Below are 23,601 nucleotides of genomic sequence, written 5' to 3'. Positions count from 1 at the left end.
TTTCTTTTTTCTTGACATAGAGAACATTATGTGGTATATAAAATTTAAAAAGGGGGAATTATGAGAAAAGAGTATCTCTTAACACCTGGTCCTACTCCGGTTCCAGATGCAGTCAGGCAAGCTGAGTCCCAACCAATTATTCACCACAGGACAAAGGAGCATATGGAAATATTTGGCAGGGTATCAGAAAACTTGAAACCAATTTTCAAGACAAAGAATCCTGTGCTTACCTTTGCTGCCTCTGGGACTGGTGCTATGGAGGGTGCAGTAGCCAATACCTTATCAGCTGGTGATAAGGCATTAGCAATAAGGGGCGGTAAATTTGGTGAGCGGTGGTTTGATATCTGTAAAGCGTATGGAGTTAACGCGATTCCTATAGATGTAGAATGGGGCGATATAGCAAAACCTGATGTAATTAAGAGTCATCTGGATAAAGACCCAAATATTAAGGCAGTATTTGCTACACTGTGTGAGACAAGTACAGCTACTTTATATCCAATAAAAGAATATGGCGAAATTATAAAAAGCAAACCTAATACTATATTTGTAGTTGATGCCATCTCTGGCCTTGGTGCCTGTGACATCCAAGTCGATAACTGGGGTGTAGATGTTTGTGTAGCCGGTTCTCAGAAGGCACTTATGCTACCACCAGGACTTGCATTTGCTTCAGTCAGTGATAAGGCGTGGGGATTTATAGAAAAATCTACACTCCCTAAGTTTTATTTTAATTTTACGAAAGCAAGGAAGTCGTTAGAAAAGGCAGATACCCCGTATACACCGGCAGTCTCGTTAATTGTGGCACTGGATAAATCACTTGAGTTGATAAATAAAGAAGGCATAGATGGACTCTTACAGCGTCATGCATTACTTGCGGAGGCGACAAGAGCAGGAGTGACAGCACTTGGGCTTAAGTTAATTTCTAAATACTCTGCAAACGCAGTCACCGGCGTTTATGCTCCTGATGGTGTAGATGGTGCAGAACTCAAGAGCTTACTTTGGAAGCGTTACGGAGTCAATGTTGCAGGTGGGCAGAATCATCTAAAGGGTAAAATAATTAGGATTGCCCACCTCGGCTATATGGGCCCATTTGATATTATAACTGCCATTTCTGCAATTGAGATGTCTCTGAATGACCTTAACTATCCAGTAGAAATTGGCAAAGGTGTAAAGGCAGCTGAAGAAGTCTTAAGAAAGGGGGCAAAATGAAAGTACTTGTGGCAGACCCACTTGACCCCGGCTCAATTGAAGAGCTGCGAAAGTTAAGGGTTGATGTTGAAGACTTATCCGGAATCCCAAAAGAGGAGCTACCAAACAGGGTAGGTGATTTTGATGTTATGGTGGTGAGGAGTGCGACTAAGGTAAGAAAGGAAATGATAGACAAGATGCAGCAAATGAAACTTATTATAAGAGGTGGAGTCGGACTTGATAACATAGATGCAGATTATGCTAAATCCAAAGGCATAAAAGTTGTTAACACTCCCGGTGCCTCCTCTGCTTCTGTAGCTGAGCTTGCACTTGCCCACATGTTTGCAATATCAAGACATATTGCAAGGGGGACGCAGTCTATAAAGGAAGGGCAATGGGAGAAAAAGGCACTTACAGGTATTGAGTTATCAGGTAAGACACTCGGTATAATAGGAGTAGGCAGGGTTGGTAAAGAGCTTGCCAAGCGGGCAACTGCTCTTGGTATGAATGTTATCGGCTACGACCCTTATGTCAAAGCTGTAGAGGGAATAAAACTTGTAGACCTTGATACATTAATTAGAACCTCAGATTATATATCTCTCCATATTCCACTAACTTCTGAGACCAAACACATTATTGGGAAGGCTGGATTTGAAAAAATGAAGCCAGGTGTAGTTATTGTAAACTGTGCAAGAGGTGGCGTAATTGATGAATCTGCATTACTTGACGCTTTAAAGAGTGGTAAATTAGCAGGTGCTGGGCTTGATGTATTTGAGACTGAACCACCTGCTAAGAGTGAACTCATGGGGCTACCAAATGTCACTTTTACTCCTCATATAGGAGCTTCAACTAAAGAGGCGCAGGAAAGGATTGGTAAAGAGGTTGTCAACATTATACGCGAGTTCGGTAAATAAGCTAAAGATTGCGGTAGCAAATAGAGAAAAAATATAAAGAACTAACGAAGGCTTTATATAGAAAATGAACTTGTCCCCAATGTTGTGAGAGGTGTACTATGAGAAGTTTCAGATTCACCTTTTGGGGTGGCGAGCTTGGTATTTGGAGTATTTGCTGGAGTATTGGTTAGAGCAGACACTACTTATGTGAGTGGACATATCTCGGCCAATACAATTTGGAATGTAGCAGGAAGTCCATATGTTATATATGGAGATATAATTGTAGATAGCCTTATTACTCTCACAATTGAGCCAGGGGTTAAAGTGATAATTTTAGAAAATCGAAGTTTCACAATATATGGAATACTCATTGCTAAAGGCACTGAGGTGGATTCAATTATTATAGATACAGATAATATCCTCCATCGTTGGAAAAAATTAGAATTTTGTTCCGGAAGTTCAGGAAATTTAAGATATGTAAGAATCAGCTATGGAGATCGTGGTTGTAAGATAATGGCTCCTTTTGATAGTATAACACATTGCAATATATCAAGAAATTGGGGCGGGATTGGAATTTCGGGTTCCGGCTCGATAGGTACTATAGCACACAATAATATATTAGAAAATTCTGAGTATGGTATTTCTAACAGCGGAATGATAAATATGGTAAAAGAAAATACTTTCTCTAACAGTTATGATGGAATTTTAAATTATGGTCAAATCCAGACTGTAAGGGAAAATACATTAATTAATAATACCCGCGGGATCACGAACAAGAATTCAATTGGGAGTATAGCAAAAAATATCATGCAAGGATCCGGAGGCTGGAAATCTGCAGGCATTTTAAATGAAGGTTCAATTGAGACAATACGAGGGAATGAGATAAAAGGCTACAATGAAGCAATCAAGAATTGTCCGGGTGCATCTCTTGATACTATCTGTAATAATACTATAACCGGGAAAATTATTAATTATTATGGAGCTTCCGTAATTAGAGAAATAAAATTTAATACTCTAAATCCAGGGTTAATTATAGCTCAAAGTTCTATTGCACTTGCCTGTAGTAACAACATAGCAGGTGATACAACTTTTGAGCATCCTTCTGGATTCTATGCTTTTAAGAATCTCACTCCACATGATATTGATGCCCAATACAATTATTGGTATACTACTGATGCAGGTGAAATAGACAATAGAATTTATGACCATTGGGATAATCATGAGTATGGTGAGATACATTTTATTCCTTTTCTTACTGACGAGCATTCTATCGAAGAATTCCTTGAAACTTTGCCCTCAAAATTTGAATTGTTCGAAACTTATCCTAATCCATTTACCACAGTGATTAGTGTTAAATGTTTAAGGATTAGCGAAAAACAAAAATTAGGTTACAGATTTACGATTTGAGTGGAAGACTGGTAGAAACAACAAAGAGTAATACAATTGGCGAGAATCTTAGGGCGGGCATTTATTTTCTAAAAGTTAAGGACTATAAACCAGTAAAGGTTGTAAAGTTGAGGTAAGAAATGTGTATAAATTTTGCCCAAATGGAAGGATATCCAAACTTCAGAGATAAATGAGTTATGCGAAACTCATAGTCAGGAGGCTGATTTGTTGAAACTTTATGAGTGTAGTGGATTTTGGGTAGTGGTTGGGGTTGTAGTAGGGTTCCTACTATCAGTCATATGGGAAATTATTAAAGATAAATTATCCATCAGAAAAAAAGAAAAGCCATCGATAGCGAACTACGTAGTAATTGGGGATTGATACCTCAAAAATTGATCATCTGAATAATTTGAAAGAAGCCTTAAATAAACAGAGACTTTTACCAAGCCAAAATGTTTCCTGTATAACATATCTTTATGATCTCTATATTGGTGATGTCGGCCCTCGATTAAGCGAAGATGAACGTGGAAGTCTTAACGTAATATATGGAAGTATAAAAGTTGTTGATAAATTCCTAGAGAATATATTCAGAGAGCTCATCGAGGTTAAGGCATCCGAGCAGTTACCTGAACCATTCAAAGCTTACGCTGTAATGTGCGAAGAATTAATTGAGAGGTGTCATTTAATACAAGACTTAATCAAGGAATATCTTGAGGGCAAGCCCAGAAAGATCGCATGGGATTAATCTGAATGAGCTCTACCTAACAGCATGTTTGCAGTTAGCTTTGTTTTCTCCAAAGGCTATGGGGATGGTTCTTTTTTCCTTGCAAGGAGATAGATGATAGTGATTAAGAAATCAAAGTATAAGCTTGCAGAGGAGATTGGTCATGAATATGACCGCATAAAGGAAAATTTATATCCTATTTTATTAATCCGTTAATAGCTTTCAAGGAATGTTAAAAAGGAGACGAGATACCGAAATGTGAGCACCTAATTTTGACAGAAAGAGGCTGGGAATGTGTAAAATTCAAGAAACTCATCAGGAATAAGGATAGTTGTATTACTGGCAAGAACAGTATGGAATGCATTAAACCTATTAACCAAGCCGAAATTGACAAGGCTTACGAGGAGATAAGTGAGGAGCAAGCAGAGGAGTGGAAGAAATTACCAAAAGAGAAAAAGACTAAGATACTCAAGTGGCTCATCGAGTTTATAAAGGAAATGCGTAGCAGGAAGGATGAAGGCGAGTATAAAATGGATCTTGCAGAAAGACTATTAAAAGGATTGCCAGTTAAGTTTAGAGATGAGAAGACCAGTCATTCAATCGATCTCAGGATTGCAAGCTATAACTATTGACCGTGTGGCATTGGAAAGAGCTGTAGAAGTTAAGATATTTGGCAAGAAATGGAGAGTAGCTCGACCAGAGGAGTTAATTCTTTATAAATTGGGTAGAAGGAAGCTAACAAGATTTGACGAACAAGATATAAAAGAACTTATAGAAGCTCAAAGTGATAACCTTGATTGGAAAAGAATGGAATGCTTAGCAGATACTTTAAGAAATGAGTATGCCTCAGACTTTAAAGAAAGATTTAAAAAATTAAAAAAGTTAAGATAAGGGGGAGCAAAAATGGCAGAGATTAAGCCGTTTAAAGGGATAAGATATAATCAAGAGAAAGTTAATTTATCTGATGTAGTCACTCAACCTTATGATAAAATCACACCCAGTATGCAGGAAGCATATTATAAAAAAAGTGAGTATAATATTATTAGGATTGAGCTTAATAAAGAGAAAGACCCGTATACTGGAGCGAATACATTTTTTGAACAATGGCAGGATGAAGGTATATTAATTCAAGATAAAGAGCCGTCAATTTATCCTTATTTTCAAGAATATATTACTCCACAAGGTGAGTCTAAACTCCGTAAAGGGTTTGTTGCAATATTAAAGCTTGAAGATTTTTCTACAGGCGTAGTCTTACCCCATGAACGTACTCTATCTGCTCCTAAAGAAGATAGATTAAAATTGCTCCGTGCAACACGCGCCAACTTTGGTCAAATATTTATGCTTTATTCGGATATAGAAAATAAAATATCAAATTTAATTGACGCCAAAATCTCTGCTACTCCTCCATTAATTGATATCTCCGAATCTTATGAAAAAAGAGTCTCCCATAAGCTATGGAGAATATGGGATGAAGAGACAATTTCAAGTATTCAGCGATTAATGGCAACAAAAACATTACTCATTGCAGATGGGCATCATAGATATGAGACAGCACTTAATTATTCAAAAGAAAACCCAACCGCAACCCATAGGATGGTAACCTTTGTATCAATGGAGGACCCTGGTCTTTTAATTTTACCCACCCACAGAGCAATTTATGGCATATCAACTGAGGGATTTATAGATAAAGTTACTAAATTTTTTGCTGTCAAAGAACACAATTCCAAAGAATCAGTTTTAACTGCACTTTCAGGTAAAAAGCATGTATTTGGCTTATATAATGGTAAGTTTTGGGTTCTAAAATTAAAAAATGCTAACTTAATGGACAAATTTGTCAGCAAGGACAGAACCTATGAGTATAAGACTTTAGATGTAACTGTTCTGCACTCTGTAATCATTGAGCATGTGCTAATGATTTCAAAGGAAAAGATAGCAAGGAAGGAAAATATAGACTATTTGAGGGATATAGACGAAGGTATAGAAGGTGTAAAGGCTGGCAAATATGATTTATTTTTTATCTTAAATCCAACCCGTATAGAAGAGGTGCGTAAAATTTCAGCATGTCGTGAAGTAATGCCTCAGAAATCAACCGACTTTTATCCTAAACTTATCACTGGACTTGTAATAAATAAACTATAAAACTTAATATACTATGAAAGTATAAATCACAAGATTACACAAGATTAGCACCAGATTTGTTCTTATAATTTATCTTTATCTTGTGAAAATCTGTGTCATCTTTGGTTTCTTTTTACTTGACAAAAGCTTTAAAAGTGATATTTTAAAATGTAAACTGTTCCCGGCGGCTATACTTTGGGGGCCACACCCGTTCCCATTCCGAACACGGCAGTTAAGCCCCAGAGGCCGATGGTACTATACTGGAAGCGGTATGGGAGAGTAGGTGCTGCCGGGGTTGTTTTAAAAAACTAAAAAGTTAAGGATTGCGCAAAATCACCGATTTTGCACTCCAAAAGATAAGTGGTTTATTCGTATCTAACTCGTATTTTTAAGCAAAAAGGAGCAGCCTTTTTAGTCCCACTTGACCCTGACATAAATTTACAGGGTATAGAATCCAAAATTAAAAACATATGTGCTAATGGGGCGGATGCAATATTAGTTGGTGGAAGTACAATAGAGAAGCCTAATTTTGACGAGTTCACAAAACTAGTCAAATCTCATTCAACTGTACCTGTTATTATCTTTCCCGGAAATTCAACTCAGCTCTCAAAGCATGCAGATGCCATCTTATTTTTATCGTTAATCTCTGGCAGGAATCCAGAATATCTAATAGGTGAACATGTAAAGGCTTCACCAATTATTAAGGAATTTGGGCTTGAAGTTATACCTACAGGATATTTACTTATAGAATCAGGTAATCTGACCAGTGTCTTGTTTATGAGTCATACGCTACCAATTCCAAGAGATAAACCTGACATTGCAAAATATCATGCACTTGCAACTGAATATTTGGGAATGAAACTTGTATATCTTGACGCAGGTAGTGGTGCCAGCAACTCTGTTCCAAATCAAATGATACGCGAGGTCAGGGATTATATAACTATACCAATTATTGTAGGCGGTGGAATTAGGACTCCAGCTGATGCCAAGTCAAAAGTTGCTGCCGGTGCGCAAGGAGTTGTGATAGGAGATGTATTGCAAAAGGAGCCTCAATTAGCCAAAGATTTTGCGGCTGCAATTCATAAAATAAAATGAATAGTAAAATTAAGCTTATTCTGAGCGAATTTAAGGAAGCTATTAGAAAAATTAGCAGCGATAATTTGGAAAGGATATTATTATTTGGGTCTCACGGAAGAAATGAAGCAAAAGCAGGGTCTGATATAGATATAGCTATTGTTCTTAAAAGTGAACCGTGTTTTAAAGAAAAAATGGGAATAAGAAATGTCTCAAATAATTTATCTCTGAAATACGATGTTGTAATTTCAGAATTTTTGTTCTCACAAGAAGAATATCAAAAGTATAGAACACCGTTTCTCATAAACATCAAGAAAAAGGTAGTTTCTGTATGAATGAAGAGGAAGTCAAAAGACTAATTCACAAAGCCCAGCGGAGTCTTGAAGTAGCGGAAGTGCTATATAAAAGAAAAGATTACGATTTTTCTATTTCAAGAGCTTACTACTCTATGTTTTATTGTGCTGAAGCACTTCTTCTTACAAAAAATTTAAGTTTTTCTAAACACTCTGCAGTAATAGCAGTTTTTGGAAAACACTTTACTAAGACAAAGTTGTTATCATTAAATCTTCATTCCTATCTTCTTGATGCTTTTAAAGACAGGCAAATAGGAGGATTATGAAGTTATTAAAGAAATATCTAAGAAAGAGACAGCAAACCATGTTAAAAATGCACAAGGATTTCTAAAACAATCTATTAAATATTTAAAAGAAAAAGGATATAGAATCAAAGAGACCTGAATATATGAAAGGTGTAGTTCTTGCAGGTGGTCTTGGTACAAGGCTTTATCCACTGACAAAAATAACTAACAAGCACCTACTCCCTGTGTATGATATGCCAATGATATGTTACCCAATTTTTACACTTGTGGATGCAGGAATTAAGGAAGTGATACTTGTGACCGGCGGTAACTCAGCAGGCGACTTCTTACGGTTACTTGGCGATGGTAGGCAATTGGGGCTAAAAAGGCTCGGTTACACATATCAAGAAGAAGAGAAAGGGATTGCTCATGCAATTCTTTTGACATCAGAATTCATAGGGGATGATAAATTTGTTGTTATACTTGGAGATAATATTCTGGACGGTAGTATAGCTCATGCAGTAAAGCAATTTGAAGTTGAGGATGGTGCAAAAGTTCTTTTAAAAGAAGTACCGAACCCAAGTGATTATGGAGTACCTATTATTGAAGGTAAAACAATTAGAAAAGTAATTGAAAAGCCATCAGCACTGCTCTCAAATTACGCTGTTATAGGCGTATATATGTATGGCTCACAGGTATTTGATATAATTCGTAGTCTTAAGCCATCAGCTCGTGGTGAACTTGAAATCAGCGATGTAAACGATTGGTATGCAAAATGTGGAAAGCTAACTTATGAAATATTTGATGGCTGGTGGGGTGATGCCGGTGTATCAGTAGATGCTTTGCTTGAGATAAATAATTATGTCGCCAACCGTAAAAAAGGAAATCCTAATTACTGGTGCATCAGGGATGCTTGGAAGAGACCTGATACCACTCCTTAAGGATTATATACTTATTCCTACTGACATACATAACTTAGACATTACTCTTACTAAAAGTATTCAAAGTATTGTTAATCTAAATCCATCTCTTGTAATTCATCTTGCTGCCTATACTGATGTAGATGGCTGTGAACTCAATCCCAAACGAGCCTGTAAAGTTAATTCTATAGGGACAAAGAATGTATGTCTTGCCTGTCAGGAGCTTAGGGTTCCAATTCTTTATATTTCAACTGATTATATTTTTGATGGTAAGAAACCTACCCCTTATTTGGAATGGGATTCACCAAATCCTATAAATATTTATGGTAAGACAAAACTTGACGGTGAGTTATGGGTTAAGAAGCTTTTAGAAAAATTTTGGATTATTAGGACATCCGGTCTTTATGGGAAATGGGGTAAAAATTTTGTTGATACGGTTGTTAAAAAAGGTAAGGAGACGCATAAAATTGAAGTAGTTGACGACCAGATTGGGGCACCGACTTATACTAAAGACATTGCACATGCAATTCAGAAATTAATCAAAACCAAATATTTTGGAATTTATCATATCACAAATTCTGACTGTTGTTCTTGGTATGAATTTGCGCAGGCTATAATTAAAATTTCTAAAATCAGTTGTGAGGTTCTACCAATAAGTTCTCAAAAACTTAAAAAGCCAGCAAAAAGGCCATATAATTGGAGACTACTAAATTTTGTGTGGGACAGAGTTTTTGGCAAACCTTTAAGGCCGTGGGAGGAGGCGTTAAATGAATACATCAAAGAAAATGCAAAATTATAAGCGTGAAGTTTTAAGAATAATAGATGAAAGTATTCGTACAAAAGAACTATTAAAGAAAAAAACAGTTGAAATTGGAATGGCAACAAACATTGTGCTTAAGGCTTTAAGGCAGGGCAAAAAAATTCTTCTCTGTGGTAATGGAGGGTCAGCAGCAGATTCTCAGCATCTTGCTTGCGAATTTGTTGCAAAATTACAAAAAGAAAGGCAAAGTTTTCCAGCTATTGCACTTACAACAAACACCTCGCTTTTAACAGCTATCCCGAATGATACTTCATTTGACATTGTCTTTGCGCGACAAATTGAATCACTTGGCAAAAAAGGCGATGTCCTAATTGCAATCTCAACTTCAGGTGAATCACCAAATATAATTAAAGCAGTAGAAGTATCTAAATCTATAGGTATTTATACAATTGGACTAACAGGTGAGAAAGGTGATAAACTTGTGAAGCTCGTAGATATTGGAATAAAAGTCCCTTCTTCTAATACACAACGGATTCAGGAAGCTCATATTCTTATCGGACACATAATATGTGAAATAGTTGAAACAGAGATAACGAGAGAAAAAGATTGACATTTTGGATTTATACTGTACAATTTTTAGGAAAAAGGGAGAAAAAGAGGATTAAATTTGATAAAAATAGGAGTACTGATACTGATAGTCAGTGGAGTTTATTTGGGTATTTTAAACTACCTAGAGAGATTAATGGTAAAAAATGTGTTGGGTTGTGATATAAATGAAGCCATAGCAGTTACAAAAGCAGATTTGAGGAATATGGATTTGAGGAATGAAAGAGGTTAACTCCACACGATGTACTCGAGATAATAGAAGGTTTTGAGCAACTTATTAAGTTTGAGAGAGCAAAAACAAAGGGATTGATAATAGGTTTTATAGGATGTATATTTATAGCTATCGGTATTCCTATAGCTGTGTTTAAAAAACCAAAACAGAAAGAAGAGATAAGTTGATAGAGGCAAAAGTATCAGAATGTCAATTAGGATTTTTATCAGTCATAGTGTAGCACCAAGGGAGCTTGCTTTAGTAGATGCAATGGCTGAAGAAGTAGCCCGGCGGGGGGCAGTTCCTTTTATCCCCCGCAGAGATTGGAAGCCAGATAATGTCGTTCCCGAAGATATTAAAAAGGAAATAAAAAAGGCAAACTATATAATTGCCATAGCCAGCCAAGAAGGACATCATTCTCAATGGGTTAATACAGAAGTTGTTTATGGTCAAAATTTAACGCCTCGTAAACCTCTTCTTTTAGTGGCTGATGCTAAGGTTCCAATTAATTCTTCTTGTAAAAAAATTGTAATAAATCGTAGTAATCCTTTGAGTACAATATCAGAAGTATCCCAGAGGATTCAACGGTTAATACAAGATAAAAAAACTCAGGATCTTCTTACAGGATTTTTGGTTGGTGGACTAATTTTATTATTCCTTTATTCTTTGAAAAAGGATTGAAATGCCAATAGCACAGGTAGGAAAAATCTATAATAAAAAAGAGATAAAGGAGTTTAGTAGTTTCGAAAAACAAATGTTGAAGGAATGGAATAATACTATTCCACATATCTTTGAAAATACAAAGGTAGTTAGCAACCTTGTTTCTCTATTCGAAAAGCTCGATGTATTAGAGACTGTTTTTGGTATGTTAGATGAGTTATCTCCCAAACAAAGGGAAACTTTTGAGGAAGCAGTGAAACGTAGGTCTCTTTTTAAATGACATATGTGCTTGATACAAATATCATTACAGCAATATTAAAAGGAGATGAAAAAGTCAAAAGAAAAGTCCAAAGAGTTGTGATAGAAGGGGAGGAAATTTATATAAATGGAATAAGTTACTATGAAATAAAAAGAGGTCTTTTGGCTGCTAAAGCTACATCACAGTTAGAGAAATTTCATATACTTTGTAAAAAATTTGGTTTGATTTTATTAGATACTCAGTCTGTTTTTGACGAAGCTGCGGAAATTTACGCAAATTTGCAACAGAGAGGAAAACTTATTGAAGATGCGGATATTTTAATTGCTTCCACAACAAAAACCAGTAACTTGATCCTTGTTTCAGATGACGCTGATTTTCATAGAATTCAAGGGCTAAAGCTTGAAAATTGGCTATCTTAAAATAACAGTACAAATTCAACATTCCTATAAATAATAATGTTACTTAAAGCTTATGCTAAAGTAAATTTGGGGCTTAAAATTGTAGGTGAGAGACCTGATGGGTATCATAATATTGAGACTATTATGCAGACTATTAATTTTTTTGACGAACTTGAGATTTCTAAGAATAGCCATGGAATTGATTTTTCATCTAATTGTCCTCCATATGGTAAAGAGAATATGTGTTTTAAAGCCGCTAATCTCTTTCTAACACGAATGCGTATTAAAACTGGCGTCAAAATCAACCTCACAAAGCAAATCTGGATTGGTGCCGGTTTAGGTGGTGGTAGTTCCTGTGCAGCTAAGACGCTTGTTGGATTAAACAATCTTTTTGGCAATCTTTTGAGTTACGATGCTCTTTTTAAGCTTGCATTAGAACTAGGTTCTGATGTTCCATTCTTTCTTAAAGGTGGTATAGCATTTATAAAAGGAAGAGGTGATATTATAACGCCTCTCCCCCATTTAGAAGCACCTCTCTGGTTTATTTTAGTTTACCCCAAATTTTCTATTTCTACTGCATGGGCTTATAAGGAGGTAAAAAATTACTTGACAAAAGAGCGATGTAACTTTAAGATTTCAAAAAATGCTATTTTAAACGGGAATATTAAGGAGTTGAGCCAAAATCTTTATAATGACTTTGAGCAATTGGTATTTCAGACTTATCCCAAATTGCAAGAAATAAAAGAGAATATACTTAAATTAGGTGCCTTAGGGGCTTCACTCTCTGGCAGTGGTTCTTGTGTTTACGGAATTTTACAGGAAAGAGATATAAAACTTAATAAGAAATTTATAGGTCTTGATGTTAAACTTGTAAATGCAGTTAATAGCAGTGGCAAGTGAGTAGTGGTAAGTGTACCCATCAGATTGGCACTAATCACTGTGCTATAGGAGGACAAGATGGAGATTACCGGAGTAAAGATAACTCTGCGTGACGAGCCCAAGCTTAAAGCATTTGCCTCAATCACAATTGACGATTGCTTTGTTGTAACTGATTTAAGAGTAATAGAGGGGACAAAAGGTCTTTTTGTTGCAATGCCTTCAAGAAAGCTTGGGAATGGCAGTTTCAAGGATATTGCACATCCTCTTAACAATGAGACACGTGAGGAGATAGAGAAGGCAGTTATTGATGAGTATAAAAAGGCATTGAAGTCCACAGCGACCAAAGAATAACACTGCCCACTTTCCACTATCCACTGTAATTTCGAGGGTCGTCTAATGGCAGGACAGTGGCCTTTGGAGCCATTAATGGTGGTTCGAATCCATCCCCTCGAGTTAAAATGGGGGTTAAATGAATGAATTAAAAGTTTTAACCGGGAGTTCAAATCCTGATTTAGCAAAAGGGATATGTAAATATTTAGGCTTACCGTTAGCTGATGCTGTAGTAGATAGGTTTTCAGATGGTGAGATTGAGGTAAAGATTGGTGAAAATGTGAGAGGAGTAGATGTATTTATAGTCCAATCTACTCATCCACCAGCAGAAAATCTGCTTGAGCTCCTTCTAATGATAGATGCTGCATGTAGGGCATCAGCAAAAAGGATAACCGCAGTAATTCCTTATTTTGGATATGCACGTCAAGATAAAAAAGATGAACCCAGGGTCCCAATCTCGTCAAAACTAATTGCAAACCTTATAAGGACAGCCAGAGCAGATAGAATACTAACTGTAGATTTGCATGCAGCCCAAATTCAAGGCTTCTTTGACATCCCTGTAGACCATTTATACGCTACACCTGTCATTTTAGAGCGGTTCAAGAAGATGGAATTAAAAAACCTTATAATTGTAGCTCCTGATGTAGGTGGTGCCAAGCGAGCTGAGGGACTTGCAAAGCGTATGGGTAATTTACCGCTTGCTATTATCAACAAGCGCAGACCTGCCCCTGATGAGGCTTATGTGACAAATGTTGTAGGTGATGTGAGTGATAAGGATGTTCTTCTTGTAGATGATATAATATCTACAGGAGGCACAATTGTAAATGCTGCTTACGCTTTAAAACGAGAGGGAGCAAATAATATTTACTGTTATTGTACACATCCAGTACTTTCAGGAACTGCGACCCAAAAAATAGAAGAATCAGAGCTTAAAAAATTATTTGTCACAGATACCCTTCCGCTCAAGAATAACTCACCTAAAATTGAAGTCCTTTCGATAGCTAACTTATTGGGCGAAGCAATATTAAGAATTCATAAAGAGACATCAGTGAGTTCCCTTTTTATCTAATAGCTAGAGGTAAACCATGAAGTTAAAAGCAGAGATCAGGACAAAAAAAGGTAAAAGGGAAGTAAAAAGGCTTAGGAACAAGAACAAGATACCCGTTATCGTCTATGGGCATGGAGAAGAGCCAGTTCTTCTTCAAGTTGATGAAAATGAACTTAAACTGATAGGTGAGACTGAGCATTTCACTCTTGATTTTGGCAAAAAGCTGGATGTGATAGTCAAAGATGTGCAATGGGACCCGGTAACCTCAAAAATAATCCATGTTGATTTTCAACACTTACGTAAAGGTGAGAAAGTAAAAGTTAGGATTCCGATAGTATTTGAAGGCATTCCAATTGGAGTAAAAGAGCAGGGTGGTATATTGGAGCATATATTATCTGAGGTTGAAGTTGAATGTCTCCCTGAGGATATACAAGAGGAAATTAAAGTAGATGTGAGCAACCTAAAGATAGGCGATTCTATTCATCTAAAGGATTTACCTCCAATAAAAGGCAAGTTCACCATAAGTCTTGATTCCGTGGTAGCTACAGTCCTTATGCCAAGAGTATTTGAAGAAAAGCCACCTGAGAAAGTAGTAGAAGAAGTAACGGCAGAAAAAGAGGAAAAAGTAAAAGAAGAGGAAGCGAAATAACAGACATAAAAATTAAAAAAGTAAAGGAGTTCCTAGCAGTTGAAGTTGCTGTCATAACTCACAAAGGGTCTTATTCTACAAAAAGGGTCTTATGCTACAATAGGTAAAAGCTGGGTAGAAATCTATCAATGGATTAACAAAGAAGGCTATAAATGTATTGGTCCGTGTAGAGAAGTTTATATCAGCTGTCCAAAGAACACTCCTGAACCTGAATTACTGACAGAGATACAGATTCCTGTGAGAAAATGGATTAATATAAATATCATATTTAAGAAAAATAGGATGAAGCATGTATAAAAAAGGATTTTTAACAATATTAGCCGTAAATATTGTTATATTATGTGGATAAGCGTTCAAAATAGAAGCTTCTTATAGCTGGAATGTGTTCGGAAAATATTCTTCTTCATCGGTACAAATACTTTTGCTTTCCCTGTTTCTCCTTACAGAGTAGACTCGTGATGTTTGCACGCGAGTGATTATCTTTATTTCAGTAATTTATCTCTGCAAGGTCCAAAAGTGAGTGAGAATAACAATATATCTGTGTGGAAGCAAGCTGGAATTTATGGGGTAGAATTTGGAGCAGCAGGGATAGGGACAAGTATAGGTTCAACTTTTGCAATACTTAATGCCTATATGAGTGAACGTTATCCTTATCAATCTCGAGAATGTGCAATTGTGTTTATAAAGTATTGTACGATAGGAAATATACTGTTAGGGAGTTCTTGTGTCTGGGTAACAGGGAAATTACTTAAGCAGGAATGTTCTTTTTTCAAATCATGTGTTGGTATTGGACTCGGAAGCATTTTGGGTAATAGGGGGTAGGATCATTGTGTAAAAAAGAGAAAATTTATATGAAATAATGGTGACGGGCTACTAATTTTTATTTTAAAAGATTTAAGATAAGAATAGCCAAGTCTTACAACTTTAAAATTGCTTCTTATTCTGTAGATAGTATTCGGAAGTAAGCACGGATGAGTGATTCGTATTCTTTTGGATACTTCTCTTTTAAAGCCTTTATAATATCCTTTTGTGATATACCTCTCTTGGTGACAAGTTTTGGTTGTGGAGGCGATGGTAGGTTAGTAAAGTTTTCACCTGGTTCTGATATTCTTCGTCTTGAGTATTTCTTTGTATAGATAGATTTTTGTGCATCCAACAAGTGCTTTAAAATATCCTCTTGTCTTTTTACAATTTCATCTGTAATTCCTTTTTGTAAATCTTTTGCGAGCTTCTCCATCTCTTGCGCTACCCCACCGAGGTCACCGAGCACTTTCCCTTTCAAGCCTTCTGCTATTTGCTTAAGCTCCTCTGATATTGCTTGCTGTTGTCCTATGAGGTCAGCGAGAGCTTGCATCTGTTCACTTGGTGCCAAGCTCATTGGCAGAAGTGATTGTATCATCTGATTCAATCCTTGTTGTTTCTGTGTCAATTGTGCCAATTGTTGCATCAGTTCTTGCATCCCATAAGCAGATGATGCAGATTGTAAAGCGTCTTCAGCCTTCATAAGTTCAGTAACTGCTTTGTTAAGTTCAGCCATTGCTATTTTCTGCGACATCTGTGCTTTTGCCAGATTACGTTCTTCAAACCCTCGTTTAGCAGATTCCATTGAGCTTAAAGAGTTTGATATATGTTGCATTGCAGATGAGGATATAAATGGGGTAATGGTCATTAATGATTTTAGTTCATCACTTACATTTTTAGTCCCTTTGATTAATGCTTCTTGTCTAAACGCCATATCAAGTAAGTCACCTTCAGTTTGGGTCGGGAGACCCAAACCTACCCCACTCTGAAAGGTCTTTACTTTTCCTAATCCTTCTTCCTCAACCGACAAAAACAGCAGCTCATTTTCAAGTCTCTTTATCTGTTGTGCAACCTGTTCCTTTCCCTGTTGTATCATTTGTTGATACAGAGAGTTAAGGTTTGATGTCAGCCTTGACAGCTGTTCTAATATTCTTTGCTGTAGTTTTATTGGTCTACTTGATTTTGCAAGTTCATTTGCGGCTTGGTTAAGTTGAGACCGAATTTCACTGGCTCGTCTCTCCTCTTGTTCTAAATTTTCTTTTAATGATGTTGACTCTTTTGATAGTTTATCTAACTCCTGTGCAAGTTTAGCTAACTCTTCGCTTAACGCTTGTTCCTCTTTGGCAAGCTCAGTTAAAGCCTCCTCCCCCCTCTCAGTCTTCTCATTTATACTTTGTTGCCATTCCTGTAGTTTTGAAGCCTCTTCTGCCAAAGATTTAAGCATCTGCTCTTGTTTAAATTTTTTAAGTAACTCAATAGTGTTTTCAATCCTTTTTCTAAGTTCATCTTGTGTCAAGTTTAAGTTCTTAATTGCATCAGCTAACATTTCTGGATTTTTCTGCACTGCTTCCTCAAGTTTCCGGATAGCTTCATTTAGTTCCGGTAGGTTAAGTTCAGCGAATAGTGTTTGCAGTTCTTTAACTTTATCCATTAAATCCTTATCAACCCACATCGTATTTTCCATTCTTTTATAAAGTTCATTTAAGTCACTCTTAAGCCCTTCTATTTTTTTCTCAATTTCTTTTCCTTTCTCAATTACCTCTTTTATCTTTTCCTTCTCCTCCCAGCTAAGTTCCTGTATCCCAGTCTGTGGTGTTATTGTCTCCAATCGTTCGCTGACTGCTTTCAAGTCTTCAATCACTTTCTGTAGTTCATCCATTGTCTTTGCTTGTTCGCCAGTCACTTGTTTATATATGTCCTCAACAGTAGGGAAATAAATTTTATAAGTCTCAGATTTTGCGCATTTAGGGCCTTTGAAAGCATCATTATCGTAAACTTCAATCCAATATTTTAATATATCAGCTGGAAGCAATTCAAATCCAGAGACATCCCAATTATAACTAATCACTGTATCCGGACCAATTTCATTTGTTATAAGCTGTTCACCTTTGTCAGTAACAAGCTTTGACTTAGATATTCCATAATCATCTATAGTATGGAAGATTATCGGAATTTTCATAGTTGCTGGCATTTCAATATCAGTAGCTGGAAATAGTATATCAACCTTTGGTGGCTCATCATTCCATACCCTAATTGGATATGATTCAGGGTTTAAATTTTCTAACCCGTTAGCTGCTGATAGAAATATTCGGTAACTATCATTATGTGTCGCATTAAAGCTTGCTTTAAATCTTTTGCCTTCCACTTCTAATGGTATATCAGGTGTTTTATTAAACTGTAGGCTTGCCTTCTTCAAATTTATGTTTGCTTCGCCTTCAATTTCTATTCTTGTTCCATATAGGGCTTCTATAATAGGACTCGTAGTTTTGACTTGTGCAATTTTTGTATACTCTGGATAGTTATACACGAGATTTAAATCCTTGACCCACGGTCTAATAGTGACCAAAATTTTATGTGTATCACTTGATACATCACTAACTCTTGCATAATATATAATATCTTGCGTTATTTGTTGCATAGTAGTTTTGAAGCCAAATTTTTTGTAAAGAGTAATATAGTTTCCATCTACTACAATAGCTAACTTTCTTGGCACTATTTCCTTGGCTGTAACCCTTATCTCTAAAGAGTCACCATAAGTTACTATTTTATCACCCGGATATACAGTAAGTGATATGAACTTATGATTTGGGCTAAAAAATCTTTTCACCCATATAGATTTAGGAGATGGTAGAAATAAGATAAAAGCAACAGTGAGTGCGCAACTAATGATAGGTAATTTGACCAATGGTTTCAATTTTCTTTTAACTTCGCTTCTAATATTTATAGATTTCAGCATCCTCTCTGTCTGTCTCCTTACTTCATATATGAGCTCATCAGAATATCCGAGTATTTCTGGATAATATGAGATAGAAGCAAGCAGTTGTCCATTAAATTTTGGAAAATTTTTTTCAAGTTCATTAATGGGGTCAAATTTAGATAGAATGGCTTTTGCTACAAAACTGATACTAACTATAGATACAAGAATAAGTGATAATAATCTAATCCATGATGGTAAAAAGAATATGTAGTCTAAAACAAGATATAAGAATAGTCCACCTCCAAAACTTGCCAAAAATATCATGACACTACTTCCAGTTTTAACAAGAATTTCAAACCTTCTTACTCGTTTTTTAATATTTATCCAAGGACTAAGTTGTCTTCCTCGTGATTTCATCTATTTTAAAATAATATTTAATTCACTAAAAGTCAAGTAATTTGTAGATTGATTTACACTGAGAAATCATTGATGTGTACTGAGAATGGGGTGTCAAGGCTAAAGCCTTGAGTTACATGTTAGCTACTATTTTACTTGACAGTTCAATGGTTTAGGGATATAATTTTTATATGATAGAAGAGTTGGCTGTAAAGACGGAATCTAAAATTTTGTTACTTGTTTTGGATGGTGTTGGTGGAGTTCCGAAAGCTGGCTTTACTGAGCTTGAGACTGCGTCCACTCCAAATTTAGATAAACTTACCCAAATATCTGTTACTGGGGTAACAGACCCTGTAGCTCCTGGGATAACACCTGGCTCTGGGCCTGCTCATCTCTCCCTTTTTGGATATGATCCAGTTAAATATCAGATAGGTAGAGGAGTGCTTGAGGCTTTAGGTGTTGGAATAAGTCTTGACTCTTCTACTGTTGCGGCTCGTGGCAACTTTGCTACAGTTGATAAAAATGGAATAATTACGGATAGGCGGGCTGGTAGGATATCTACTGAAGAAAATAAGAAAATATGTGATAGGTTAAAGGCGAATATAAAACAAATTGAAGATGTAAAGGTTGAGATAACACCTGGTAAGGAACACAGGTTTGTCCTTGTGCTCAGTGGGGATAGACTTGATGATAGGGTAACAGAGACTGACCCTCAAAAAGTTGGTACTCCTCCAAATATATGTGAAGCTATAGTGCCTGATGCTGAGAAGACTGCGCGTGTCGTTAATAGTTTTGTAAATATAGTAAGAAAAGTTCTCTCTCCACCCGCAAATATGGTACTTCTTCGTGGTTTTGCCAAGCCTCCTGTTATCCCTTCAATGCAAGATAGGTTTAAGTTGACACCCGCTGCAATTGCAAGTTATCCTATGTATTGTGGGCTTGCAAGGCTTGTGGGTATGGCTGTGTTAGATACTGGGCCGAGTATTGATGATGAGATTTCTACTTTAAAGAAGCATTTTAAAGATTACGATTTCTTTTATCTACATATAAAAAGGACAGATAGTTTAGGTGAAGATGGCAATTTTGATGCTAAGGTAAAACTAATTGAGGAGATAGATAGGCGTATTCCTGAGTTTCTTGATCTCAGTCCAGCTGTATTTGTTGTCACTGGTGACCACTCAACGCCTGCCCTTTTGAAGGCACATTCTTGGCATCCGAATCCTTTTTTACTTTATTCAAAGTGGGTAATTCCGGATTCAGCTAAGAGGTTTACAGAAAGAGAGTGTATGAGTGGTGGGTTAGGCCGATTTAATGCAATCCATGCACTCACTTTAATGCTTGCCTATGCACTAAAGCTTAAGAAATTTGGTGCCTAATGAACATAATAGTCTGTATCAAGCAAGTTCCGGATATATCGCAATCTGTAGAAATTAAAATCAATCCCGAAACGAACACTATTATGAGAGAGGGGGTGCCATCAATTGTAAACCCATTTGATATGTATGCTATAGAGGAAGGAATAAGAATAAAAGAGAAATTAGGTGGTAATGTAACTGCAATCTCAATGGGTCCTCTTCAGGCAAAAGAAGCACTTAAAGAGGCTATTTCAATGGGTGTAGATGCTGCATTTCTTATCTCTGACCCTAAATTTGCTGGCTCAGATACTTTAGCTACTTCTTATACTCTTGCAACAGCAATAATGAAGATTGGCAACTTTGACCTTATCCTATGTGGCAAGCAAGCAGTAGATGGTGATACTGGCCAAGTAGGACCGGAGGTAGCCGAATTTTTGGGTATTCCTGTAGTTACTTTTGTCAGGAAAATTGCAGAAATAACGCAAAAGTATGCAATAGTAGAAAGGTTAGTTGAGCGAGGGGTTGAGCTTGTTGAAACTTCCCTACCTGCATTATTCACAGTTGTAAAAGAGATAAATGAGCCGCGGCTTCCAAGTTTAAGTGGCAAATTGAGAGCAAAAAAGACTGAGATTCCTGTTTGGGGAGTTAAAGAGATAGATGTAAAAGCTGATGAAGTAGGTCTAATTGGGTCTCCGACCTGTGTAGTCCGTATATTTACTCCTGACCAAAATAGGGGTGGCAAAGTATTTAATGGCTCTGTAGATGAGGCTGTAAAGCATCTTGTGATATTTCTCTCAAAGTGATAAAAATCATAAAAGATAAGTGTAATGGGTGTGGTTTATGTGTTTCTGCTTGTCCTTATGAGGCTATAGAGATAAAAGATGGGTTAGCTTTTATTAAAGACAATTGCAACCTTTGTGGCGCTTGTGTTCCTGTATGTGAGTTTGGTGCTATAAAAATGGAAAAAGTAGATAAGAAAAAAGAGAGAGAGCAAGATTATCAAGGTGTATGGATATTTGCGGAGCAAACGAATGGTAAGGTTCATAGGGTAGTTTTTGAACTCCTTAGCAAAGGCAGAGAACTTGCTGATAAATTAGGAGAGGTGCGATCTCGAGAGGTGCGACCTCGAGTAGAACTTTCTTGTGTCCTTTTAGGGCATAATGTTAATTCCGATTTTATCGGGACCGAGCTTATATCCAGGGGTGCAGATAAGGTTTATGTAGTAGAGAATGAAAAGCTTGATAGTTTCAATGTTGAGTCTTATACTCGAGCAATTACAAGATTAGTGCTAAAGTATAAACCTGAAATATTTTTAGCTGGTGCAACCTCTATAGGCAGGACTTTATTTCCGAGTGTATCTGCTCGTCTTAAGACAGGTTTGACTGCTGACTGCACTGAGCTCGATATAGATAAAAAAACTGGTCTATTGACTCAGACGCGTCCTGCCTTTGGTGGCAATATAATGGCTACTATATTATGTAGAACCAGTAGACCGCAGATGGCGACAGTAAGGTATAAAGTTATGAAAGAAGCTGATAGAAAAGCTGGTAGAAATGGTAAAATAGTGGAAGAAATTTTACCTAATACAGAGTTTGTGTCAAGGACGAGGGTGCTTAAATTTATTGAAGATGTAACTCAGTATGTAAATCTTCAAGAAGCTGATATTATAGTATCCGGTGGCAGGGGACTAAAAGCTCCTGAAAATTTCAAGCTAATTGAAGATTTAGCTGCTGTACTGGGGGCAGCAGTTGGGTCGTCAAGGTTACCTGTAGATGCTGGCTGGATTTCGTATTCACATCAGATTGGTCAAACTGGTAAGACAGTGAGGCCTAAAATCTATATAGCTTGTGGAATCTCAGGTGCTATCCAGCATTTAGCTGGTATGATTTCTTCTGAGCGTATAATAGCAATAAATAAAGACCCATCTGCTCCAATATTTAAGGTAGCAGACCTTGGCATTGTAGGCGACCTGTTTGAGATAGTTCCAAAGTTAACTAGAAGACTAAAGGAGGATGGATGGAGATAAAAGAGTTTCAAAATCTTATCTATGATATATATTATGAGAAGGATGCCGGTCGTGGTTTACGTGATACATTTACTTGGTTTATAGAGGAGGTTGGTGAGCTTTCTCGTGCTATGCGGACAAATAAGTGTTTACAAGAAGAGTTTGCCGATGTCTGTGCTTGGTTGTTCTCTCTTGCAAATATAAAGGGAATTGACATGGAACAGGCAGTTAAGCGTTACGCTAATAGCTGTCCAAAGTGTGGCAAACTTCCTTGTATCTGTGATGTTTAGTTATGGATAGATTCTTTGCTTCGTTCAGAATGACAGGGTAATGATTATGGAAATGAAAGAGCTTACTGAAAGGATTTCAGAATTACACAGTTTTCTTGAAATAGAGAAACATAGAAAAGAGATAGATAAAATAAATGCTGAACTCACCACCCCTGGTTTCTGGTCTGATAAACATAGAGCTAAAAAGCTAACTGAGGAACTTTCATCTCATCGTGAGCTTGTAAAAGAGTTTGACCAAATTCAAAAAGAGTTCCAAGATTTAAAAGAACTTGCTGAACTTGGTGAGGATGTAGTTCATGAGGTCAATAAATTAGAAGAGAAAATCACGTCGACTGAGCTAAAATTTGTTTTCACCTCTGAAGATGACAATCGTGACGCTCTTCTTTCAATTCATCCTGGTGCAGGTGGCACTGAATCTTGTGATTGGGCATTAATGTTGTTTAGAATGTATATGAGATGGCTTGAAAGTAAGAAATTCAAGTTAAATATCCTTCAATATGAACCGGGTGATGTTGCCGGTTTAAAGGATGCCACAATTGAAGTCAGTGGCAAATATGCTTACGGCTGGCTAAAGAGTGAGTCTGGTGTTCACCGCTTAGTTCGCATTTCTCCATTTGATGCCTCACATCGCAGGCATACCTCTTTTGCATCTTGTTTTGTTTGCCCCCTTATAGAGGATGAAATAAGTGTAGAACTAAATGAAAAAGACTTAAAAATTGACACATTTCGGGCGTCAGGTCATGGAGGGCAACATGTAAACAAGGTATCAAGTGCTGTCAGGATATCTCATTTACCTACTGGAATAGTTGTAACTTGTCAATCCGAGCGTTCTCAATACCAGAACAAGCAAAATGCACTTAAAGTGCTGAGGTCAAGAATTTACCAGTTAAAGCTTGAAAATGAAAAGAAAAAGCTTGAAAAATTTACAAAAGAGAAACAAGAAATAGGCTGGGCAAGAGAAATTCGTTCCTATATCTTTTGTCCTTATACTCTTGTAAAAGACCATCGCACTGAGGTTGAGACTACCCGTGTTCAGGAAGTAATGGATGGAAATCTTGATGATTTTGTAAGAGCATGGCTATTAAAAAAGAAATAATGAACGCTGATTACCCAGAGTCTTGCTGTGAGGCTGGGAGTTTCACCTATTTCTGTGTAATCAG

Annotated in this window: 29 protein-coding genes, 1 tRNA gene and 1 rRNA gene; 30 read left to right on the top strand and 1 reads right to left on the bottom strand. The window is 36.7% G+C overall.

From position 1 onward, the window contains the following. The first annotated feature begins 60 nt into the window (after positions 1-60). From QMD71_01710 to QMD71_01590, 25 genes are all read left to right on the top strand, one after another. Positions 61-1,206, top strand: coding sequence for an alanine--glyoxylate aminotransferase family protein (locus QMD71_01710; protein ID MDI6839565.1), 1,146 nt, complete (start codon positions 61-63; stop codon positions 1,204-1,206). After that, positions 1,203-2,099, top strand: coding sequence for a D-2-hydroxyacid dehydrogenase (locus QMD71_01705; GenBank protein MDI6839564.1), 897 nt, complete (start codon positions 1,203-1,205; stop codon positions 2,097-2,099). Before QMD71_01710 ends, QMD71_01705 begins: the two co-directional genes overlap by 4 nt. Positions 2,100-2,225: 126 nt before the next feature. Then, complete coding sequence (locus tag QMD71_01700; GenBank protein ID MDI6839563.1) at positions 2,226-3,485, top strand: hypothetical protein; 1,260 nt, start codon at positions 2,226-2,228, stop codon at positions 3,483-3,485. A gap of 132 nt (positions 3,486-3,617) precedes the next feature. Then, positions 3,618-3,845: a hypothetical protein gene (locus QMD71_01695; GenBank protein ID MDI6839562.1), complete on the top strand. Its 228-nt coding sequence runs from the start codon at positions 3,618-3,620 to the stop codon at positions 3,843-3,845. 28 nt (positions 3,846-3,873) lie between these two features. Then, positions 3,874-4,209 carry a hypothetical protein gene (locus QMD71_01690; protein ID MDI6839561.1) on the top strand — a complete coding sequence of 112 codons (336 nt, stop codon included), beginning with the start codon at positions 3,874-3,876 and terminating at the stop codon, positions 4,207-4,209. 332 nt (positions 4,210-4,541) lie between these two features. After that, entirely contained in the window at positions 4,542-4,820 is a 279-nt protein-coding gene (locus QMD71_01685) for a hypothetical protein (protein ID MDI6839560.1), read from the top strand. After that, entirely contained in the window at positions 4,801-5,079 is a 279-nt protein-coding gene (locus tag QMD71_01680; protein MDI6839559.1) for a nucleotidyltransferase, read from the top strand. Before QMD71_01685 ends, QMD71_01680 begins: the two co-directional genes overlap by 20 nt. Before the next feature lie 12 nt (positions 5,080-5,091). Further along, on the top strand, positions 5,092-6,327 hold the full coding sequence (locus QMD71_01675; GenBank protein MDI6839558.1) for a DUF1015 domain-containing protein: 1,236 nt from the start codon (positions 5,092-5,094) through the stop codon (positions 6,325-6,327). Positions 6,328-6,486: 159 nt separating this feature from the next. Next, positions 6,487-6,601: ribosomal RNA gene (gene rrf / locus QMD71_01670) — 5S ribosomal RNA — on the top strand. 65 nt (positions 6,602-6,666) lie between these two features. Then, the gene (locus tag QMD71_01665; protein ID MDI6839557.1) at positions 6,667-7,401 is read left to right on the top strand and encodes a geranylgeranylglyceryl/heptaprenylglyceryl phosphate synthase; all 735 of its coding nucleotides are present in this window, start codon (positions 6,667-6,669) and stop codon (positions 7,399-7,401) included. After that, positions 7,398-7,715, top strand: coding sequence for a nucleotidyltransferase domain-containing protein (locus QMD71_01660; protein ID MDI6839556.1), 318 nt, complete (start codon positions 7,398-7,400; stop codon positions 7,713-7,715). The genes QMD71_01665 and QMD71_01660 overlap by 4 nt, the downstream gene beginning before the upstream one ends. After that, positions 7,712-7,999 carry a HEPN domain-containing protein gene (locus tag QMD71_01655; GenBank protein MDI6839555.1) on the top strand — a complete coding sequence of 96 codons (288 nt, stop codon included), beginning with the start codon at positions 7,712-7,714 and terminating at the stop codon, positions 7,997-7,999. The genes QMD71_01660 and QMD71_01655 overlap by 4 nt, the downstream gene beginning before the upstream one ends. 122 nt (positions 8,000-8,121) lie before the next feature. Continuing rightward, positions 8,122-8,898, top strand: a complete 777-nt coding sequence (locus tag QMD71_01650) for a sugar phosphate nucleotidyltransferase (GenBank protein ID MDI6839554.1) — start codon at positions 8,122-8,124, stop codon at positions 8,896-8,898. Next, entirely contained in the window at positions 8,819-9,676 is an 858-nt protein-coding gene (rfbD, locus tag QMD71_01645) for a dTDP-4-dehydrorhamnose reductase (protein ID MDI6839553.1), read from the top strand. The genes QMD71_01650 and rfbD overlap by 80 nt, the downstream gene beginning before the upstream one ends. Continuing rightward, positions 9,645-10,247, top strand: coding sequence for an SIS domain-containing protein (locus tag QMD71_01640; GenBank protein MDI6839552.1), 603 nt, complete (start codon positions 9,645-9,647; stop codon positions 10,245-10,247). The genes rfbD and QMD71_01640 overlap by 32 nt, the downstream gene beginning before the upstream one ends. A gap of 57 nt (positions 10,248-10,304) precedes the next feature. Continuing rightward, the gene (locus QMD71_01635; GenBank protein MDI6839551.1) at positions 10,305-10,475 is read left to right on the top strand and encodes a hypothetical protein; all 171 of its coding nucleotides are present in this window, start codon (positions 10,305-10,307) and stop codon (positions 10,473-10,475) included. Positions 10,476-10,661: 186 nt separating this feature from the next. After that, a complete protein-coding gene (locus tag QMD71_01630) occupies positions 10,662-11,135 on the top strand; it encodes a toll/interleukin-1 receptor domain-containing protein (GenBank protein ID MDI6839550.1) in 474 nt (157 codons plus the stop codon). Position 11,136: 1 nt separating this feature from the next. Further along, on the top strand, positions 11,137-11,394 hold the full coding sequence (locus tag QMD71_01625) for a hypothetical protein (protein MDI6839549.1): 258 nt from the start codon (positions 11,137-11,139) through the stop codon (positions 11,392-11,394). After that, entirely contained in the window at positions 11,391-11,792 is a 402-nt protein-coding gene (locus QMD71_01620) for a type II toxin-antitoxin system VapC family toxin (protein ID MDI6839548.1), read from the top strand. The genes QMD71_01625 and QMD71_01620 overlap by 4 nt, the downstream gene beginning before the upstream one ends. A gap of 36 nt (positions 11,793-11,828) precedes the next feature. Next, a complete protein-coding gene (gene ispE, locus QMD71_01615; GenBank protein ID MDI6839547.1) occupies positions 11,829-12,671 on the top strand; it encodes a 4-(cytidine 5'-diphospho)-2-C-methyl-D-erythritol kinase in 843 nt (280 codons plus the stop codon). Between the two features lie 57 nt (positions 12,672-12,728). Further along, positions 12,729-13,001, top strand: coding sequence for a septation regulator SpoVG (gene spoVG / locus QMD71_01610; GenBank protein MDI6839546.1), 273 nt, complete (start codon positions 12,729-12,731; stop codon positions 12,999-13,001). Between the two features lie 31 nt (positions 13,002-13,032). Further along, positions 13,033-13,103: transfer RNA gene (locus QMD71_01605), tRNA-Gln, on the top strand. 16 nt (positions 13,104-13,119) lie between these two features. After that, positions 13,120-14,049, top strand: a complete 930-nt coding sequence (locus tag QMD71_01600; GenBank protein MDI6839545.1) for a ribose-phosphate pyrophosphokinase — start codon at positions 13,120-13,122, stop codon at positions 14,047-14,049. Positions 14,050-14,065: 16 nt separating this feature from the next. Continuing rightward, positions 14,066-14,677 carry a 50S ribosomal protein L25 gene (locus QMD71_01595; GenBank protein MDI6839544.1) on the top strand — a complete coding sequence of 204 codons (612 nt, stop codon included), beginning with the start codon at positions 14,066-14,068 and terminating at the stop codon, positions 14,675-14,677. Between the two features lie 516 nt (positions 14,678-15,193). Then, positions 15,194-15,499, top strand: a complete 306-nt coding sequence (locus QMD71_01590; protein ID MDI6839543.1) for a hypothetical protein — start codon at positions 15,194-15,196, stop codon at positions 15,497-15,499. Positions 15,500-15,614: 115 nt separating this feature from the next. On the opposite strand, the gene QMD71_01585 is transcribed toward QMD71_01590, so the two are convergent. Beyond that, positions 15,615-18,812, bottom strand: a complete 3,198-nt coding sequence (locus QMD71_01585; GenBank protein ID MDI6839542.1) for a hypothetical protein — start codon at positions 18,810-18,812, stop codon at positions 15,615-15,617. A gap of 170 nt (positions 18,813-18,982) precedes the next feature. Between QMD71_01585 and QMD71_01580 the strand changes: the two genes are divergently transcribed. Genes QMD71_01580 through prfB form a run of 5 tightly spaced genes read left to right on the top strand, consistent with a single transcriptional unit; the run spans position 18,983 to position 23,537 of the window. Then, positions 18,983-20,167, top strand: a complete 1,185-nt coding sequence (locus tag QMD71_01580) for a 2,3-bisphosphoglycerate-independent phosphoglycerate mutase (GenBank protein ID MDI6839541.1) — start codon at positions 18,983-18,985, stop codon at positions 20,165-20,167. Then, positions 20,167-20,949, top strand: coding sequence for an electron transfer flavoprotein subunit beta/FixA family protein (locus QMD71_01575; protein ID MDI6839540.1), 783 nt, complete (start codon positions 20,167-20,169; stop codon positions 20,947-20,949). Before QMD71_01580 ends, QMD71_01575 begins: the two co-directional genes overlap by 1 nt. Continuing rightward, positions 20,946-22,172 (top strand): electron transfer flavoprotein subunit alpha, encoded by a 1,227-nt coding sequence (locus QMD71_01570; protein ID MDI6839539.1) that lies wholly within the window; start codon positions 20,946-20,948, stop codon positions 22,170-22,172. Before QMD71_01575 ends, QMD71_01570 begins: the two co-directional genes overlap by 4 nt. Continuing rightward, a complete protein-coding gene (locus QMD71_01565; protein ID MDI6839538.1) occupies positions 22,163-22,441 on the top strand; it encodes a MazG nucleotide pyrophosphohydrolase domain-containing protein in 279 nt (92 codons plus the stop codon). Before QMD71_01570 ends, QMD71_01565 begins: the two co-directional genes overlap by 10 nt. Before the next feature lie 40 nt (positions 22,442-22,481). After that, a complete protein-coding gene (prfB, locus tag QMD71_01560; protein ID MDI6839537.1) occupies positions 22,482-23,537 on the top strand; it encodes a peptide chain release factor 2 in 1,056 nt (351 codons plus the stop codon). Positions 23,538-23,601 lie beyond the last annotated feature (64 nt).

The organism is bacterium, from assembly GCA_030018315.1.
In the GTDB taxonomy this organism is placed as follows: domain Bacteria; phylum Hydrothermota; class UBA3073; order JACQXS01; family JAGMCI01; genus JASEGA01.
Note: the sequence above shows the minus strand (reverse complement) of the source record. Positions and strands in the feature narration are given on the sequence as shown.

What these genes read in the sequence shown, in the direction of transcription:
- QMD71_01705 (MDI6839564.1), top strand. Translation starts at nt 1,203, where the DNA reads ATGAAAGTACTTGTGGCAGACCCACTTGACCCCGGCTCAATTGAAGAG.
- QMD71_01585 (MDI6839542.1), bottom strand. Translation starts at nt 18,812, where the DNA reads ATGAAATCACGAGGAAGACAACTTAGTCCTTGGATAAATATTAAAAAA.
- QMD71_01685 (MDI6839560.1), top strand. Translation starts at nt 4,542, where the DNA reads ATGGAATGCATTAAACCTATTAACCAAGCCGAAATTGACAAGGCTTAC.
- QMD71_01575 (MDI6839540.1), top strand. Translation starts at nt 20,167, where the DNA reads ATGAACATAATAGTCTGTATCAAGCAAGTTCCGGATATATCGCAATCT.
- QMD71_01660 (MDI6839556.1), top strand. Translation starts at nt 7,398, where the DNA reads ATGAATAGTAAAATTAAGCTTATTCTGAGCGAATTTAAGGAAGCTATT.
- rfbD (MDI6839553.1), top strand. Translation starts at nt 8,819, where the DNA reads ATGTCGCCAACCGTAAAAAAGGAAATCCTAATTACTGGTGCATCAGGG.
- QMD71_01625 (MDI6839549.1), top strand. Translation starts at nt 11,137, where the DNA reads ATGCCAATAGCACAGGTAGGAAAAATCTATAATAAAAAAGAGATAAAG.
- ispE (MDI6839547.1), top strand. Translation starts at nt 11,829, where the DNA reads ATGTTACTTAAAGCTTATGCTAAAGTAAATTTGGGGCTTAAAATTGTA.
- QMD71_01565 (MDI6839538.1), top strand. Translation starts at nt 22,163, where the DNA reads ATGGAGATAAAAGAGTTTCAAAATCTTATCTATGATATATATTATGAG.
- QMD71_01710 (MDI6839565.1), top strand. Translation starts at nt 61, where the DNA reads ATGAGAAAAGAGTATCTCTTAACACCTGGTCCTACTCCGGTTCCAGAT.
- QMD71_01650 (MDI6839554.1), top strand. Translation starts at nt 8,122, where the DNA reads ATGAAAGGTGTAGTTCTTGCAGGTGGTCTTGGTACAAGGCTTTATCCA.
- QMD71_01600 (MDI6839545.1), top strand. Translation starts at nt 13,120, where the DNA reads ATGAATGAATTAAAAGTTTTAACCGGGAGTTCAAATCCTGATTTAGCA.
- QMD71_01620 (MDI6839548.1), top strand. Translation starts at nt 11,391, where the DNA reads ATGACATATGTGCTTGATACAAATATCATTACAGCAATATTAAAAGGA.
- QMD71_01675 (MDI6839558.1), top strand. Translation starts at nt 5,092, where the DNA reads ATGGCAGAGATTAAGCCGTTTAAAGGGATAAGATATAATCAAGAGAAA.
- QMD71_01630 (MDI6839550.1), top strand. Translation starts at nt 10,662, where the DNA reads ATGTCAATTAGGATTTTTATCAGTCATAGTGTAGCACCAAGGGAGCTT.
- prfB (MDI6839537.1), top strand. Translation starts at nt 22,482, where the DNA reads ATGATTATGGAAATGAAAGAGCTTACTGAAAGGATTTCAGAATTACAC.
- spoVG (MDI6839546.1), top strand. Translation starts at nt 12,729, where the DNA reads ATGGAGATTACCGGAGTAAAGATAACTCTGCGTGACGAGCCCAAGCTT.
- QMD71_01640 (MDI6839552.1), top strand. Translation starts at nt 9,645, where the DNA reads ATGAATACATCAAAGAAAATGCAAAATTATAAGCGTGAAGTTTTAAGA.
- QMD71_01655 (MDI6839555.1), top strand. Translation starts at nt 7,712, where the DNA reads ATGAATGAAGAGGAAGTCAAAAGACTAATTCACAAAGCCCAGCGGAGT.
- QMD71_01595 (MDI6839544.1), top strand. Translation starts at nt 14,066, where the DNA reads ATGAAGTTAAAAGCAGAGATCAGGACAAAAAAAGGTAAAAGGGAAGTA.
- QMD71_01580 (MDI6839541.1), top strand. Translation starts at nt 18,983, where the DNA reads ATGATAGAAGAGTTGGCTGTAAAGACGGAATCTAAAATTTTGTTACTT.